15 protein-coding genes are annotated in these 15,105 nt (G+C 59.6%); 14 read left to right on the forward strand and 1 reads right to left on the reverse strand.

The annotated features are described in order from the left end of the window. The 6 genes from tilS to ispD all read left to right on the forward strand — a co-directional run. On the forward strand, positions 1 to 1,301 hold a 1,301-nt coding region (tilS, locus tag ACRESD_RS16670; RefSeq protein ID WP_431751930.1), incomplete at its 5' end, for a tRNA lysidine(34) synthetase TilS. Between the two features lie 273 nt (positions 1,302 to 1,574). Beyond that, positions 1,575 to 3,206, forward strand: a complete 1,632-nt coding sequence (locus tag ACRESD_RS16675; protein WP_034126838.1) for a CTP synthase — start codon at positions 1,575 to 1,577, stop codon at positions 3,204 to 3,206. A gap of 5 nt (positions 3,207 to 3,211) precedes the next feature. Beyond that, positions 3,212 to 4,057 carry a 3-deoxy-8-phosphooctulonate synthase gene (gene kdsA, locus ACRESD_RS16680; protein WP_003189190.1) on the forward strand — a complete coding sequence of 282 codons (846 nt, stop codon included), beginning with the start codon at positions 3,212 to 3,214 and terminating at the stop codon, positions 4,055 to 4,057. 157 nt (positions 4,058 to 4,214) lie between these two features. Beyond that, entirely contained in the window at positions 4,215 to 5,504 is a 1,290-nt protein-coding gene (eno, locus tag ACRESD_RS16685) for a phosphopyruvate hydratase (RefSeq protein WP_123714904.1), read from the forward strand. Between the two features lie 184 nt (positions 5,505 to 5,688). Then, positions 5,689 to 5,967: a cell division protein FtsB gene (ftsB, locus tag ACRESD_RS16690; RefSeq protein WP_057723188.1), complete on the forward strand. Its 279-nt coding sequence runs from the start codon at positions 5,689 to 5,691 to the stop codon at positions 5,965 to 5,967. Then, on the forward strand, positions 5,964 to 6,671 hold the full coding sequence (gene ispD, locus ACRESD_RS16695) for a 2-C-methyl-D-erythritol 4-phosphate cytidylyltransferase (RefSeq protein ID WP_431751931.1): 708 nt from the start codon (positions 5,964 to 5,966) through the stop codon (positions 6,669 to 6,671). The genes ftsB and ispD overlap by 4 nt, the downstream gene beginning before the upstream one ends. A 236-nt stretch (positions 6,672 to 6,907) precedes the next feature. On the opposite strand, the gene ACRESD_RS16700 is transcribed toward ispD, so the two are convergent. Beyond that, complete coding sequence (locus ACRESD_RS16700) at positions 6,908 to 7,807, reverse strand: LysR substrate-binding domain-containing protein (protein WP_431751932.1); 900 nt, start codon at positions 7,805 to 7,807, stop codon at positions 6,908 to 6,910. 109 nt (positions 7,808 to 7,916) lie between these two features. Between ACRESD_RS16700 and ACRESD_RS16705 the strand changes: the two genes are divergently transcribed. The 8 genes from ACRESD_RS16705 (at position 7,917) to rpoS (ending at position 15,046) form a co-directional block, all read left to right on the forward strand. After that, positions 7,917 to 9,029, forward strand: coding sequence for an S-(hydroxymethyl)glutathione dehydrogenase/class III alcohol dehydrogenase (locus tag ACRESD_RS16705; protein ID WP_025855143.1), 1,113 nt, complete (start codon positions 7,917 to 7,919; stop codon positions 9,027 to 9,029). Positions 9,030 to 9,037: 8 nt separating this feature from the next. Continuing rightward, a complete protein-coding gene (gene fghA, locus ACRESD_RS16710) occupies positions 9,038 to 9,883 on the forward strand; it encodes an S-formylglutathione hydrolase (protein WP_431751933.1) in 846 nt (281 codons plus the stop codon). 54 nt (positions 9,884 to 9,937) lie between these two features. After that, the gene (gene ispF, locus ACRESD_RS16715; protein WP_431751934.1) at positions 9,938 to 10,411 is read left to right on the forward strand and encodes a 2-C-methyl-D-erythritol 2,4-cyclodiphosphate synthase; all 474 of its coding nucleotides are present in this window, start codon (positions 9,938 to 9,940) and stop codon (positions 10,409 to 10,411) included. Further along, complete coding sequence (gene truD, locus ACRESD_RS16720) at positions 10,408 to 11,466, forward strand: tRNA pseudouridine(13) synthase TruD (protein WP_431751935.1); 1,059 nt, start codon at positions 10,408 to 10,410, stop codon at positions 11,464 to 11,466. The genes ispF and truD overlap by 4 nt, the downstream gene beginning before the upstream one ends. Continuing rightward, entirely contained in the window at positions 11,454 to 12,203 is a 750-nt protein-coding gene (gene surE, locus ACRESD_RS16725) for a 5'/3'-nucleotidase SurE (protein ID WP_431751936.1), read from the forward strand. The genes truD and surE overlap by 13 nt, the downstream gene beginning before the upstream one ends. A gap of 41 nt (positions 12,204 to 12,244) precedes the next feature. Next, positions 12,245 to 12,880 (forward strand): protein-L-isoaspartate(D-aspartate) O-methyltransferase, encoded by a 636-nt coding sequence (locus ACRESD_RS16730; RefSeq protein WP_431751939.1) that lies wholly within the window; start codon positions 12,245 to 12,247, stop codon positions 12,878 to 12,880. A gap of 209 nt (positions 12,881 to 13,089) precedes the next feature. After that, entirely contained in the window at positions 13,090 to 13,932 is an 843-nt protein-coding gene (locus ACRESD_RS16735; protein WP_431751937.1) for a peptidoglycan DD-metalloendopeptidase family protein, read from the forward strand. Positions 13,933 to 14,038: 106 nt separating this feature from the next. Beyond that, positions 14,039 to 15,046 carry an RNA polymerase sigma factor RpoS gene (gene rpoS, locus ACRESD_RS16740; RefSeq protein WP_431751938.1) on the forward strand — a complete coding sequence of 336 codons (1,008 nt, stop codon included), beginning with the start codon at positions 14,039 to 14,041 and terminating at the stop codon, positions 15,044 to 15,046. Positions 15,047 to 15,105 lie beyond the last annotated feature (59 nt).

Raw genomic sequence — 15,105 nt, forward strand, 5'->3', positions numbered from 1 at the left:
CCAAACTCCTGCAAACCCTGGCCCCCTGGCGCAACGCCCCGGCCTGGCACATCGCATTCTCCGGTGGGCTTGATTCCACCGTCCTGCTGCACCTTCTGGCCTCTCTGGCAAAAACCGAAACGCTCCCGCCGCTCAAGGCCATCCATGTCCATCATGGCCTGCAAGCTGCGGCCGATGCCTGGCCCAGTCATTGCCAGTCAGTGTGCGACAGTCTTGGCGTGCCCTTGCACGTCATGCGCGTGCAGGTTCAGCCGGGTGCAAGCCTTGAGCGTTCGGCCCGTGACGCGCGTTATCGGGCGTTTGCCGAGGTGACGGGGGTAGGGGAGGTCTTGCTCACGGGCCAGCATCGCGATGATCAAGCAGAAACCCTGGTGTTTCGCCTGTTGCGTGGGGCTGGAGTGCGAGGGTTGGCGGCCATGGCCATGCAGCGCCCGTTGGCGAAGGGGTATCTGCTGCGGCCGTTGCTGGATGTCTCGCGTGAAGAGTTGGAGGCCTATGCTCGCGCCCATCAGCTCAAGTGGATCGAAGATCCTTCCAACGCTGATTTGCGGTTTTCCCGTAATTACCTGCGTCACCGCGTATTTCCGGCGCTGACAGAGCGCTGGCCGCAAGCCGTTTCCAACGTGTTCCGCAGCGCCGAGCATTTGCATGAGGCCCAGGGGCTGCTAGATGAATTGGCGCAGATGGACCTGCACACTGCCGATCAGCCTTCGCCATTTCCCTGGTTGCCTTTGCCGTCACTGGCCCTTGCTCCACTTCGGACACTTTCCGACGCTCGTCAACGCAACGCCCTGCGTCACTGGCTGGCGCCGCTGACGCGCTTGCCCGATAGCGGTCATTGGGCTGGCTGGTACTCCTTGCGCGATGCCAAGGGCGACGCACAGCCGTTGTGGCGCCTTGCCGACGGTCAACTTCATCGTTGTGGTGAGCGTGTCTGGTGGTTGCCTGTCGCTTGGCAGGCATTTTCAGACGCAGCGGTGAGCTGGTCACACCCGCAAAACCCACTAGAGTTATCCGGTAACGGGCAACTGAAATTTATCGGCACCGCTCCCGCAGGCCCGTTGGAGGTCCGCTATCGTCACGGCGGCGAAATCATGGAAGTGCCAGGCCGTGGCAGGCGTGACCTGAAGCGCTTGCTTAACGAAAGTGGTTTGCCGGGGTTCGTGCGTGGCAGATTGCCGCTGCTGTATCGGGGGGAGCAATTGCTGGCTGTCCCAACCCTTGCGGGGCTATGGTCCAGCCCGGTGGATGGCTGGCAATTACATTGGTTGCCACAGAACTGCGATCAAGGTTTGAGCTGATAGAGCCTTTCCGGTAGACTACGCTCCCTTCTTGATACAACTTCTGTGGATTCTCCTGAATCGCAGCAGTTGCCGATTACCAAGCAGTCTTTGCTGGGCGATTCCAAAAAATGTGTAGCGATCAACGTACCGGTGTTTCATTGCTGGTCTGTCACCACGCGGCGGTTTTTTTGAAAGGTGCACTGTGATTAATGCAGGTGATCGGGGGCTTCGGCCTTCCTTCGCTTTCCCCGGCGGCTCGGACCGCTTTAACGCAGACTTCTAGGGTTTTTCATGACGCGCTACATATTCGTCACGGGCGGTGTTGTTTCTTCATTGGGGAAAGGCATTGCCTCCGCTTCATTGGCGGCCATCCTGGAGGCGCGGGGACTTAAGGTCACCATGCTCAAGCTGGACCCGTACATCAACGTTGACCCGGGCACCATGAGCCCGTTCCAGCACGGTGAAGTGTTCGTCACCCACGACGGCGCCGAGACCGACCTGGACCTGGGCCACTACGAGCGGTTCATCCGCACGACCATGACCCAGAACAACAACTTCACCACTGGCCGTGTCTACGAGCATGTGCTGCGCAAAGAGCGCCGTGGTGACTACCTGGGTGCAACCATCCAGGTGATCCCGCACATCACCGACGAAATCAAGCGCCGCATCATCAAGGGTGCAGGCGATGCCGACGTGGCGATGGTCGAGATCGGTGGCACCGTGGGTGACATCGAATCCCAACCATTCCTCGAAGCCATCCGCCAGTTGCGCTTCGAAGTCGGCGCCAAGCGCGCGATGCTGATGCACCTCACCTTGGTGCCGTACATCGCTACCGCCGGCGAAACCAAAACCAAGCCAACCCAGCACTCGGTCAAGGAGCTGCGCTCCATCGGCCTGCAGCCGGACGTACTGGTTTGCCGCTCCGATCACCCGATCGACATTTCCTCGCGTCGCAAGATCGCGCAATTCACCAACGTTGAAGAACGTGCGGTGATCGCGCTGGAAGACGCCGACACCATCTACAAGATCCCGGGCATCCTGCATTCGCAAGGCCTGGATGATTTCGTGGTCGAGCGTTTCGGCTTGCAGTGCGGCGGTGCGGACCTGTCCGAGTGGGAAGCCGTGGTCGACGCCAAGCTCAATCCTGAGCATGAAGTCACCATCGCCATGGTCGGCAAGTACATGGAACTGCTGGACGCGTACAAGTCGCTGATCGAAGCGATGAGCCACGCCGGTATCAGCAACCGTACCAAGGTCAACCTGCGCTACATCGACTCCGAAGACATCGAGAACCAGGGCACTGCCCTGCTTGAAGGTGTTGACGCGATCCTCGTTCCGGGCGGTTTCGGCCTGCGTGGCGTGGAAGGCAAGATCACAGCCGTTCAGTACGCTCGTGAGAACAAGGTGCCGTACCTGGGTATCTGCCTGGGCATGCAAGTGGCCGTTATCGAGTTCGCCCGTAACGTGCTGGGCTGGAAAGACGCCAACTCCACCGAGTTCGATCACACCAGCGGCCATCCGGTCGTGGGCTTGATCACCGAGTGGGAAGACGCCACCGGCGCTGTTGAAACCCGTACCGAGACGTCCGACCTGGGCGGCACCATGCGCCTTGGCGCACAGGACTGCCTGCTGGAAGCCGGCTCGCTGGTCCACGACTGCTATGGCAAGGACGTGATCGTCGAGCGTCACCGTCACCGCTACGAAGTGAACAACAACCTGCTGCCGCAGATCAAAGAAGCCGGCCTGAAAATCTCCGGCCGCTCCGGCGATGGCAAGCTGGTTGAAGTGGTCGAGGCGCCGGATCATCCGTGGTTCGTGGCATGCCAGTTCCACCCTGAGTTCACCTCGACTCCGCGAGACGGTCACCCGTTGTTCAGCGGTTTCGTCAAGGCAGCACTGACGCAACATCAGAAGAAGGCGTAACCCTGATGGCCCAGAAGATCATTCGCGTAGGCGACATCGAGATTGCCAACGACAAGCCCATGGTGCTGTTCGGCGGCATGAACGTGCTGGAAAGCCGCGATATGGCGATGCAGGTCTGTGAAGAGTACGTGCGGGTCACCCAGAAACTGGGTATCCCCTACGTGTTCAAAGCCAGCTTCGACAAGGCCAACCGTTCGTCCGTGACCTCCTATCGCGGCCCGGGCCTTGAAGAAGGCATGCGGATCTTCCAGGACATCAAGCAAGCTTTCGGCGTACCGATCATCACCGATGTCCACGAGCCTGAGCAGGCTGCCGTGGTCGCCGAGGTGTGCGACATCATCCAGTTGCCGGCCTTCCTGTCGCGCCAGACCGACCTCGTGGTCGCGATGGCCAAGACCGGCGCTGTGATCAATATCAAGAAAGCCCAGTTCCTCGCGCCGCAGGAGATGAAACACATCCTGAGCAAGTGCGTGGAAGCGGGTAACGACCAGTTGATCCTCTGCGAGCGTGGTTCGAGCTTCGGCTACAACAACCTCGTGGTGGACATGCTCGGTTTCGGCATCATGAAACAGTTCGAATACCCGGTATTCTTCGACGTGACCCACGCGCTGCAAATGCCCGGTGGTCGCTCGGACTCCGCCGGTGGGCGTCGCGCCCAGGTCACTGACCTGGCCAAGGCGGGTATGAGCCAGTCCCTGGCCGGCCTGTTCCTGGAAGCCCACCCGGACCCGGACAACGCCAAGTGCGATGGTCCTTGCGCCCTGCGCCTGGACAAGCTGGAGCCGTTCCTGGCCCAGCTCAAGCAGTTGGACGAACTGGTCAAGAGTTTTCCGACGGTAGAAACCGCGTAACGGCGGTTTCTCCGGTAGACTTTCCCTCGTTTTACGCTCAGGCCTGCGGGCCTGAGCCTTGTCGCCTGCAAGCCTGCCCCGTTGTTCCACCCTTGCGGTCGGTCAAAAGTTTTCCTTCAGCTGCGTCGTTTTCGTCAACTTTGGAGTGTTTACAACAATGGCAAAAATCGTCGACATCAAAGGTCGTGAAGTTCTCGACTCCCGTGGCAACCCCACCGTCGAAGCCGACGTGCTTCTCGATAACGGCATCATCGGCAGCGCCTGCGCGCCGTCCGGTGCTTCCACCGGTTCGCGCGAAGCGCTGGAACTGCGTGATGGCGACAAGAGCCGTTACCTGGGCAAAGGTGTACTCAAAGCTGTAGCGAACATCAACGGCCCGATCCGTGACCTGTTGCTGGGCAAGGACCCGCTGGACCAGAAAGCCCTGGACCACGCGATGATCAAGCTCGACGGCACCGAAAACAAAGGCAGCCTGGGTGCCAACGCCATCCTCGCCGTGTCCCTGGCCGCTGCCAAGGCCGCTGCCCAGGACCAGGACCTGCCGCTGTACGCCCACATCGCCAACCTGAACGGTACGCCGGGTGTGTACTCGATGCCGGTACCGATGATGAACATCATCAACGGTGGCGAGCACGCCGATAACAACGTCGATATCCAGGAATTCATGGTGCAGCCGGTTGGCGCCAAGACCTTCTCCGAAGGCCTGCGCATGGGTACCGAGATTTTCCATCACCTCAAGGCTGTACTGAAGGCCCGTGGCCTGAGCACTGCCGTGGGTGACGAAGGTGGTTTCGCACCGAACCTGGCGTCCAACGAAGATGCACTGAAAGTGATCTCCGAAGCCGTGGCCAACGCTGGCTACAAGCTGGGCACCGACGTGACCCTGGCCCTGGACTGCGCGGCCAGCGAGTTCTACGAGGACGGTAAATACAACCTGTCCGGCGAAGGCCATGTATTCACTTCCGAAGGTTTTGCCGACTACCTCAAAGGCCTGACCGAGCGTTATCCGATCATCTCGATCGAAGACGGCCTGGACGAGTCTGACTGGGCGGGCTGGAAAGTCCTCACCGACAAGATCGGCGAGAAAATCCAACTGGTGGGCGACGACCTGTTCGTGACCAACACCAAGATCCTGAAAGAAGGCATCGACAAAAAGATCGCCAACTCGATCCTGATCAAGTTCAACCAGATCGGCACCCTGACCGAAACCCTGGAAGCCATCCAGATGGCCAAGGCCGCGGGCTACACCGCCGTGATCTCCCACCGCTCCGGCGAAACCGAAGACTCGACCATTGCCGACCTGGCTGTGGGCACCTCGGCGGGCCAGATCAAGACGGGTTCCCTGTGCCGTTCCGACCGCGTTTCCAAGTACAACCAATTGCTGCGTATCGAAGAGCAACTGGCAGGTAAAGCCAAGTACAACGGTCGCGGTGAGTTTCGCGGCTGATCGCTACTTGATGGTAAAGCATGGTAAAAAGTCGGCGGATGGCGTCGGAAAAAACACGACAGTGTGGATTTCAACGCTAATCTGATGGCTATCTAGCACAAGCCTGGTTCTTCCAGGCTTCGTGCTATCAGTTGCTGCAAAAGTTCTACATGGCTGGCTTTTTTCACTGGATACCCGGATTTCGATGCGCAGTCCCAATTGGTTGTTCCTCGTCTTGCTCTTGTTGCTGGCTGGCCTGCAGTACCGCCTATGGGTCGGTAACGGCAGTTTTGCGCAGGTAGAAGAACTGACCCAGCAGATTGCCGACCAGCACGCAGAAAACGAACGTTTGCTGGAGCGCAATCGGGTCCTTGATGCCGAAGTGCTCGAGCTGAAAAAAGGTACGGAGACCGTTGAAGAGCGGGCCCGTCATGAGCTGGGCATGGTCAAGGAGGGTGAAACCCTCTACCAGTTGGCCCAATGAGCTACCGTCTACCGGCCTTCTGGGCCGTGATTCCTGCCGCGGGCATTGGTGCCCGTATGGCCGCGGACCGTCCCAAGCAATACCTGCAACTGGGCGGGCGCACTATTCTCGAACACAGCCTCGGCTGTTTTCTCGATCATCCGTCCCTCAAGGGGCTGGTGGTCAGTCTGGCTTCAGATGATCCTTATTGGCCTGCGCTGGCCTGTGCTGCCGACGCTCGTATCCATCGTGCGGACGGTGGTTCGGAACGTTCGGGTTCGGTGCTCAATGCACTGCTGCAACTCAACGCCCTGGGCGCCAGCGACGACGATTGGGTGTTGGTGCACGATGCTGCGCGACCCAACCTGAGCCGTGATGATCTCGACAAACTCCTGATTGAACTGGCGGATGACCCGGTCGGCGGCCTGCTGGCCGTACCGGCTCGCGATACGCTCAAGCGTGTCGACAAGCAGGGTCGGGTGATGGAGACCGTCGACCGCAGTCTGATCTGGCAGGCCTACACGCCGCAGATGTTTCGCCTGGGAGCGCTGCATCGTGCATTGGCCGACAGCTTGGTGGCGGATGCCGTGATCACCGATGAGGCGTCAGCGATGGAATGGTCCGGCCAGGCGCCGCGCTTGATTGAAGGGCGCTCGGACAACATCAAGGTGACTCGGCCAGAGGATCTGGAGTGGTTGCGGTTGCGGTGGGCTAACCGACGGTAGTCAGTCGCACCGAGTCGACTTCATCGCAGGCAAGCCAGCTCCCACGTGGGTTCTCCTTCTCCCCGGGCAACTCGGTCTGGTGTGGAGGGGGTAGGTTTGCCTGTGGGTAGTCAGTCGCACCGGGTCGACTTCATCGCAGGCAAGCCAGCTCGCACATGGGCTTTCCTTCTCCCCAGGCAACTCGGTCAAATGTGGGAGCTGGGCTTGCCCGCGATGACGCCCGTCCCGACACTTAATTATCCACTGCTGTACTCCGGCCGCTCAGCCAGACCCTCCTTTAAAAAATCCACCAACTTCCTGACCTTCGGCGACAAATGCCGTTGCTGCGGATACAACGCCCACACCGCGGTGTTCGGCGGCTGATGCGCTTCCAGCAACGACACCAACGCGCCGCTGTGCAAATGCTCCAGCACGTAATAGTCCGGCAGTTGACACAACCCAACCCCTTGCAACGCCGCATCCAGCACGGCCTGGCCACTGTTGCAGCGCCAGTTGCCCTGCACGCGTTGAGAAAACTCGCGCCCGTCCTGGGCCAGTTGCCAGATATCCGAGCTGCCGATCAGGCAGTTATGCCGACTCAATTCCGACAAGCTATGTGGCCGACCGTACCGCGCAAGGTAGGACGGTGATGCGCACAAATACATACGGCGGGGTGCGAGTCGGCTGGCGACCATGCGTGAGTCTTGCAAGCGCCCCAGCCGGATCGCCAAGTCCAGGCCCTCATGCACTAGGTCCAGTTGGCGATTGGTCAGCTCGATATCCACGCGTAATTGCGGATACAGCGCCATGAACCGCGTCACCAACGGCACGATAAACCGCTCGCCGTAAGCCACCGCGCAGGTCATGCGTAACATGCCCTTGGGTTCGCTGGTGAGGTCGCCTACCGCGCGCAACGCCTCTTCGCGACCGTCCTGCAAACGCTGGCAGTGCTGCAGGAAGGTCTGGCCGGCTTCGGTCAGGGTCACCTTGCGCGTACTGCGATACAGCAATCGCGTTTGCAGTCGCTCTTCCAGGCGTGCCACTTGGCGGCTGATATGGGACGACGACACCCCAAGGCGTTCGGCGGCGGCGGTGAACTGGCTGCATTCTGCGACCGCGACGAACTCATCGATGCCTTCCCAGCGGTTTTCCAGCATATCGATTATCCCTGTGCGGCAATAATGTTTTGCTTTTGCCTGGATTATTCATCAATAGGCGATGTTTTACACTCACCGCCTCAGTTTTCAATCCCCAGGAGAAACCCGGATGATCAAGTCCCGCGCCGCCGTAGCCTTCGAAGCCAAGAAGCCCCTTGAGATCGTTGAAGTGGATGTGGCCATGCCCAAGGCTGGCGAGGTGCTGTTGCGCGTGGTCGCGTCCGGCGTGTGCCATACCGACGCCTACACCCTGTCGGGCGCTGATCCGGAAGGTATCTTCCCGTCGATCCTCGGCCATGAAGGCGGTGCGGTGGTTGAAGCGATCGGCGAAGGTGTGACCTCGGTGGCCGTGGGCGACCATGTGATCCCGCTGTACACCCCGGAATGTGGCAAGTGCAAATTCTGCCTGTCGGGCAAGACCAACCTGTGCCAGGCGATCCGCTCCACCCAGGGCAAAGGTTTGATGCCCGATGGCACCACGCGTTTCTCCTACAAGGGCCAGCCGATTTTCCATTACATGGGTACCTCGACGTTTTCCGAGTACACCGTGCTACCGGAAATCTCTGTGGCCAAGATCCCTAAAGAAGCGCCGCTGGAAAAAGTCTGCCTGCTGGGCTGTGGCGTCACCACCGGTATCGGTGCGGTGATCAACACCGCCAAGGTCAAGCCGGGTGACACCGTGGCGATCTTCGGTCTGGGCGGCATCGGCCTGTCGGCAGTGATCGGTGCGGTCAAAGCCAAGGCAGGTCGCATCATTGCCATCGACATCAACCCGGCCAAATTCGAAATCGCCAAACAGCTGGGCGCCACCGACTGCATCAACCCGAAAGACTACGATCGCCCGATCCAGGACGTTATCGTCGACTTGACCGACGGCGGTGTGGACTTTTCCTTCGAGTGCATCGGCAACGTGCAACTGATGCGCGCCGCCCTTGAGTGCTGCCACAAAGGCTGGGGCGAGTCGGTGATCATCGGCGTGGCCGGTGCCGGCCAGGAAATCGCTACTCGTCCCTTCCAACTGGTCACCGGTCGTGTCTGGCGCGGTTCGGCATTCGGCGGCGTACGCGGTCGTACCGAGCTGCCAAGCTATGTGGAAATGGCCCAGACCGGCGAGATCCCGCTGGATACCTTCATTACTCACACCATGGGCCTTGAAGACATCAACAAAGCGTTTGACCTGATGCATGAAGGCAAGAGCATTCGTACCGTCATCCACTTCTGAGGTCGGCCATGAGTCTGGAAAACCTGTCGTGCCAGAAAAGCTTTGGCGGCTGGCATAAACGCTACAAGCATCACTCCGATGTGCTGGGCTGCGAGATGACTTTCGCCGTCTATTTGCCGCCGCAAGCGGAGCAGGGCGGCAAGCTGCCGGTGGTGTACTGGCTGTCAGGCCTGACCTGCACCGACGAGAACTTCATGCAGAAGGCCGGCGCCCAGCGCATGGCGGCCGAACTGGGGCTGATCATCGTGGCACCGGACACCAGTCCGCGTGGCCCTGGCGTGCCGGGTGATCCGGACAACGCGTGGGATTTTGGCCTCGGCGCGGGTTTCTATCTGAATGCCACCCAGCAACCCTGGGCCAAGCACTATCGGATGCATGACTACGTGGTGCAGGAGTTGCCGGCGTTGGTTGAAGCACATTTCCCCGCATCGGATAAACGTGGCATCAGCGGTCATTCCATGGGCGGTCACGGTGCGCTGGTGTGTGCCTTGCGCAACCCGGGGCGTTACCTGTCGGTGTCGGCGTTTTCGCCGATCAATAACCCGATGGATTGCCCGTGGGGCCAGAAAGCCTTCTCGCGTTATCTGGGCGAAGAGCGCTCGAAATGGCGCGAGTGGGACGCCTGCGTGCTGATCAGCGAAGCCTCGGAAAAACTGCCGCTGCTGGTGGACCAGGGCGACCGCGACGATTTCCTCGCTGTGCAACTCAAGCCTGAAGCCCTGCAGCAAGCGGCGAAGGCGGCCAACCACCCACTGGAGTTGCGCCTGCAGCCTGGCTACGACCATAGCTACTTTTTTATCGCCAGCTTCATCGAAGACCATTTGCGACATCATGGTCGTGCTTTGCTCGGTTAATGTGAGGCAAAAGTAGGTAGAATCACGCCCTGAATTAAATCGGGGCGTTTTTTTATGCGTATTGGCCACGGCTACGATGTGCACCGTTTCGCCGAAGGCGACTTCATCACCCTGGGCGGCGTGCAGATCGCACACCACCATGGGTTGCTGGCTCATTCCGACGGCGACGTCTTGCTGCATGCCTTGAGCGATGCCTTGCTGGGCGCAGCGGCATTGGGGGATATCGGCAAGCATTTCCCGGACACCGACCCGACCTTCAAGGGCGCGGACAGCCGCGTCTTGCTGCGCCATGTGGTTGGCCTGATCCACGCCAAGGGCTGGAAGGTCGGCAACGTCGACAACACCATCGTGGCCCAGGCGCCGAAAATGGCCCCGCACATCGAGTCGATGCGAGCGTTGATCGCCGCCGACCTGCAAATTGAACTGGATCAAGTGAACGTGAAAGCCACCACCACCGAGAAACTCGGTTTTACCGGTCGTGAAGAGGGCATCGCCGTGCACTCCGTTGCCTTGTTGCTGCGCGCATGAATGACCTGCAACTGCTGGGCCCGCGAGCCTATGGCGAGGCCTTGGGTCGCGCGGTACTGAAGGCGACGGCTGAAGACTTCCAGGTCGACGAAGTGCTGGATATCCCGCTGACCGGGGATGGTGAGCACCTGTGGTTATGGGTGGAAAAGCGTGGCCTGAATACCGAAGAGGCTGCACGGCGTATCGCCAAGGCCGCTGGGGTGCCGTTGCGCACCGTCAGCTATGCCGGGCTCAAGGACCGCCAGGCGTTGACTCGCCAATGGTTCAGCGTGCAATTGCCGGGCAAGGCCGATCCGGACATGAGCGGCGCGGAAAACGACACCCTCAAGATTCTCAAGATGGCGCGCCACAAGCGCAAGCTGCAACGCGGCGCGCATTCGGCCAACGGCTTTACGTTGCGCCTGACGCAGCTGGCCGGTGATACCGCTGCCATCGATGCACGCTTGCAATTGATCGCCCAGCACGGCATTCCCAATTACTTCGGCGCCCAACGTTTCGGCCATAACGGCGGCAACGTGGTGGACGCCCGTGAGTGGGCGGCGCGCAAGGCCCTGCCGGAGCAGCGCAATGTGCGCTCGCGGCTGCTGTCTACGGCGCGCAGTTTTCTGTTTAACAAGGTATTGGCCGCGCGTGTCGCGGACGGCTCCTGGCAGCGTGCCCAAGTGGGGGACTTGCTGGCGTTTACCGACAGCCGCAGCTTTTTCCCCGCGGGGGAGGCTGAGTGCAGCGATCCGCGCCTGGCCATCCTGGACCTGCACCCTACCGGGCCGCAGTGGGGTGAAGGTGACTCGCCTGCCACCGGGGCGACTTATGCCTTGGAACAGGCCGTTGCCGCTGACGAAGCCGATCTGCGTGACTGGCTGGTGAATGCCGGTATGAGCCAGGAACGTCGCATTCTTCGACTGCCCATTGGCGGGTTGACGTGGCATTATCCCGGACCTGACATTCTGCAATTGGAATTCGTCCTGCCGGCCGGATGCTTCGCCACTGTCTTGGTGCGCGAGCTTGTTGATCTGGTGCCGGTGGGGCCGACGGACAACCCATGCGTATTCTGATATCAAACGATGACGGTGCTACCGCACCCGGTCTTGCCGCGCTCCATGCTGCGCTGCAGGATTACGCCGAGTGCGTGGTGGTCGCCCCTGACCAGGACAAGAGTGGCGCCAGCAGTTCGCTGACGCTTGACCGTCCGCTGCACCCACAAGTTTTGGCCAATGGCTTTATCAGCGTGAACGGCACACCCACCGACTGCGTGCACCTGGCGATCAACAGTTTGTTGGACCAGGAGCCGGACCTTGTCGTCTCGGGGATAAACCTGGGTGCCAACCTGGGTGATGACGTGCTGTATTCCGGCACCGTGGCGGCGGCGCTTGAAGGGCGCTTTCTCGGGCGAACCTCGTTCGCTTTTTCCTTTGCCTCACGGCAATTGGACAACCTCGCGACGGCCGCTTATTTCGCGCGCAAGTTGGTGGAGGCTCACGGCTCTCTGGATCTGCCGCCGCGCACGGTGCTCAATGTCAATGTGCCCAATTTGCCCCTCGATCATATCCGCGGCATCCAGCTCACGCGCCTGGGCCATCGCGCCCGCGCGGCGGCGCCATTGAAGGTGGTCGACCCGCGTGGCAAGGAAGGTTATTGGATTGCGGCAGCGGGTGATGCCGAGGACGGTGGGCCGGGCACTGATTTTCACGCGGTGATGCAAGGTTATGTTTCGATTACCCCGTTGCAACTTGATCGCACCTTCAGTGATGCCTTCAGTAGTCTCGATGGCTGGCTCGAGGGGCTGCGTTGATGGCACGTGAACAAGACGAAATGCTGCGCCGTGGCATCGGAATGACCTCCCAGCGTACTCGCGAGCGTTTGATCCAGCGCCTGTATGAAGAAGGGCTGTCCAACGCCCAGGTGCTTGAAGTCATCCGGCGTACGCCTCGGCATCTGTTTGTTGATGAAGCGTTGGCGCATCGCGCCTACGAAGACACCGCATTGCCGATTGGCCATAACCAGACGATCTCCCAGCCTTATATGGTAGCGCGCATGAGCGAGTTGCTGCTGGCAGCTGGGCCTCTCGACAAGGTCTTGGAGATCGGCACGGGTTCCGGTTACCAGACTGCCGTGCTGTCGCAGTTAGTGGAGCGCGTGTTCTCGGTAGAGCGCATCAAGGTGCTGCAAGACCGTGCCAAAGAGCGCCTGGTGGAGTTGAACCTGCGCAATGTGGTGTTCCGTTGGGGCGATGGCTGGGAAGGCTGGCCGGCCCTGGCGCCGTACAACGGCATCATTGTCACGGCGGTGGCTACGGATGTGCCGCAGGCCTTGCTGGACCAACTGGCGCCTGGTGGGCGGTTGGTCATCCCGGTGGGGGCTGGCGAAGTGCAACAGTTGATGCTCATTATCCGCGAAGACGAAGGTTTTTCCCGGCATGTACTGGGTGCCGTGCGCTTTGTCCCCTTGCTCAACGGCCCGCTGGCCTGATCATTTATTCGAGGACAGTGAATTCTGTTGACGGCGATGTGTCTTACAGCGGGGTCTATCGTGTCAACATGCTTGAAAACCGGAATTAAACATGATGAATTTTTCGTTTCAGTCGTGTGCCGGTAAAAACTCAATGCCCAGTTATACTTGCGTCATATTTCAGGCCTGATACAGGCGTTAATGTTCAGCCACCACAAAGGGAGCGGCGGGTGAGTCTCACAGGTCTTGCGCAGCGTATGAGTAAAACAAGTTTTCAGCGACTGGTGCTTGGCCTTGTCTTGAGTTCCTTATTGGCGGGCTGCTCAAGCTCTCCCTCAAGTGGCGCGCGGGTTGTCGACCGCAACGGTGCCAGTTCAGCGCCACAAAGACCGACGGTCACCACTGGGCAATATGTAGTGCGAAAGGGGGACACGCTGTTCTCGATCGCCTTCCGCTACGGCTGGGATTACAAGGCGCTCGCGGCCCGCAATAACATTCCTGTGCCATATACGATACATCCGGGACAAACCATCCGTTTCGATGGGCGCACGGGTTCTACGCCTACGACAGTTGTGACAAACACTGGATCTTCGCCGTCGTCTTCGAGCAAAACCACCATCATCACTCGGCCTGCAGGCACCGCCGCGCCTACGGTTGCGAGCAAACCGGCACCCGCGCCGTTGCCACCTCCGGGCCCGGCACCAACAGGTTGGGGATGGCCTTCAAATGGCGTGTTGATTGGAAAATTCTCTTCAAACGGTAGTTTGAATAAAGGCATTGATATCGCCGGGGATTTGGGACAGCCTGTTTTAGCTGCGTCTGATGGGACAGTGGTTTACGCCGGGAGTGGTTTACGGGGCTACGGCGAGCTGGTCATCATCAAACACAGCGATACCTACGTCAGTGCCTACGGCCATAACCGCAGGCTGTTGGTTCGGGAGGGGCAGCAGGTCAAAGTCGGACAGACAATTGCCGAAATGGGGTCAACTGGTACAGACCGGGTGAAACTGCACTTTGAGATTCGCCGCCAAGGGAAACCTGTAGATCCACTGCAATTCCTGCCCCGTCGTTGATGTGTTGCACAGCCTGTTCCCTCACGTAGAAGGAACAGGCTCCAGCGTTGCCAAGGATAGAGGCGTCGCTTGAGCTTGAGGTCGAACTCACCAAAGGACTATAACAATGGCTCTCAGTAAAGAAGCGCCGGAGTTTGACATCGACGATGAGGTTCTCCTTATGGAGGCCAGTATCGATACGGATTCGATGTCAGATAATGAAGGAGCGGTATCACCTTCAGTTCGCACCAAATCCAAGAACTCCACCGCGTTGAAGCAACACAAGTACATTGACTACACGCGGGCGCTCGACGCGACCCAGCTGTATCTCAATGAAATCGGCTTTTCCCCTCTGCTGACCCCCGAAGAAGAAGTCCATTTTGCGCGTTTGTCGCAGAAAGGCGATCCGGCTGGGCGCAAGCGCATGATTGAAAGTAACTTGCGCCTGGTGGTGAAAATAGCCCGACGCTACGTCAATCGTGGTCTGTCCCTGCTGGACCTGATCGAGGAGGGCAACCTGGGCTTGATCCGGGCAGTGGAGAAGTTCGACCCAGAGCGCGGCTTCCGCTTCTCTACCTACGCCACCTGGTGGATTCGCCAGACCATCGAACGGGCGATCATGAATCAGACCCGCACGATCCGGTTGCCGATCCATGTGGTCAAGGAGCTCAACGTTTACCTGCGGGCGGCGCGTGAGCTGACACAAAAACTCGATCATGAACCTTCGCCTGAAGAAATCGCCAACCTGCTGGAAAAACCGGTAGGGGAGGTCAAGCGCATGCTCGGCCTGAACGAGCGTGTGTCTTCGGTCGACGTCTCGCTGGGTCCGGATTCGGATAAAACCCTGCTGGACACCCTGACGGATGATCGTCCTACAGACCCTTGCGAGCTGTTGCAGGATGATGATCTTTCCCAAAGCATTGACCAGTGGCTGTCGGAGCTTACGGACAAGCAGCGTGAGGTGGTGATTCGCCGCTTCGGCCTGCGCGGTCACGAGAGCAGCACTCTGGAGGATGTAGGCCTGGAAATTGGCTTGACCCGTGAGCGGGTGCGGCAGATCCAGGTGGAAGGGCTCAAGCGCTTGCGTGAGATCCTTGAGAAGAATGGCCTGTCGAGTGAGTCGTTGTTCCAATAACAACGCAGTTTGCAAATGTGGGAGCTGGGCTTGTGTGGGAGCGGGCTTGCTCGCGAAAG

The sequence above is a fragment of the Pseudomonas sp. genome, from assembly GCF_050739995.1.
In the GTDB taxonomy this organism is placed as follows: domain Bacteria; phylum Pseudomonadota; class Gammaproteobacteria; order Pseudomonadales; family Pseudomonadaceae; genus Aquipseudomonas.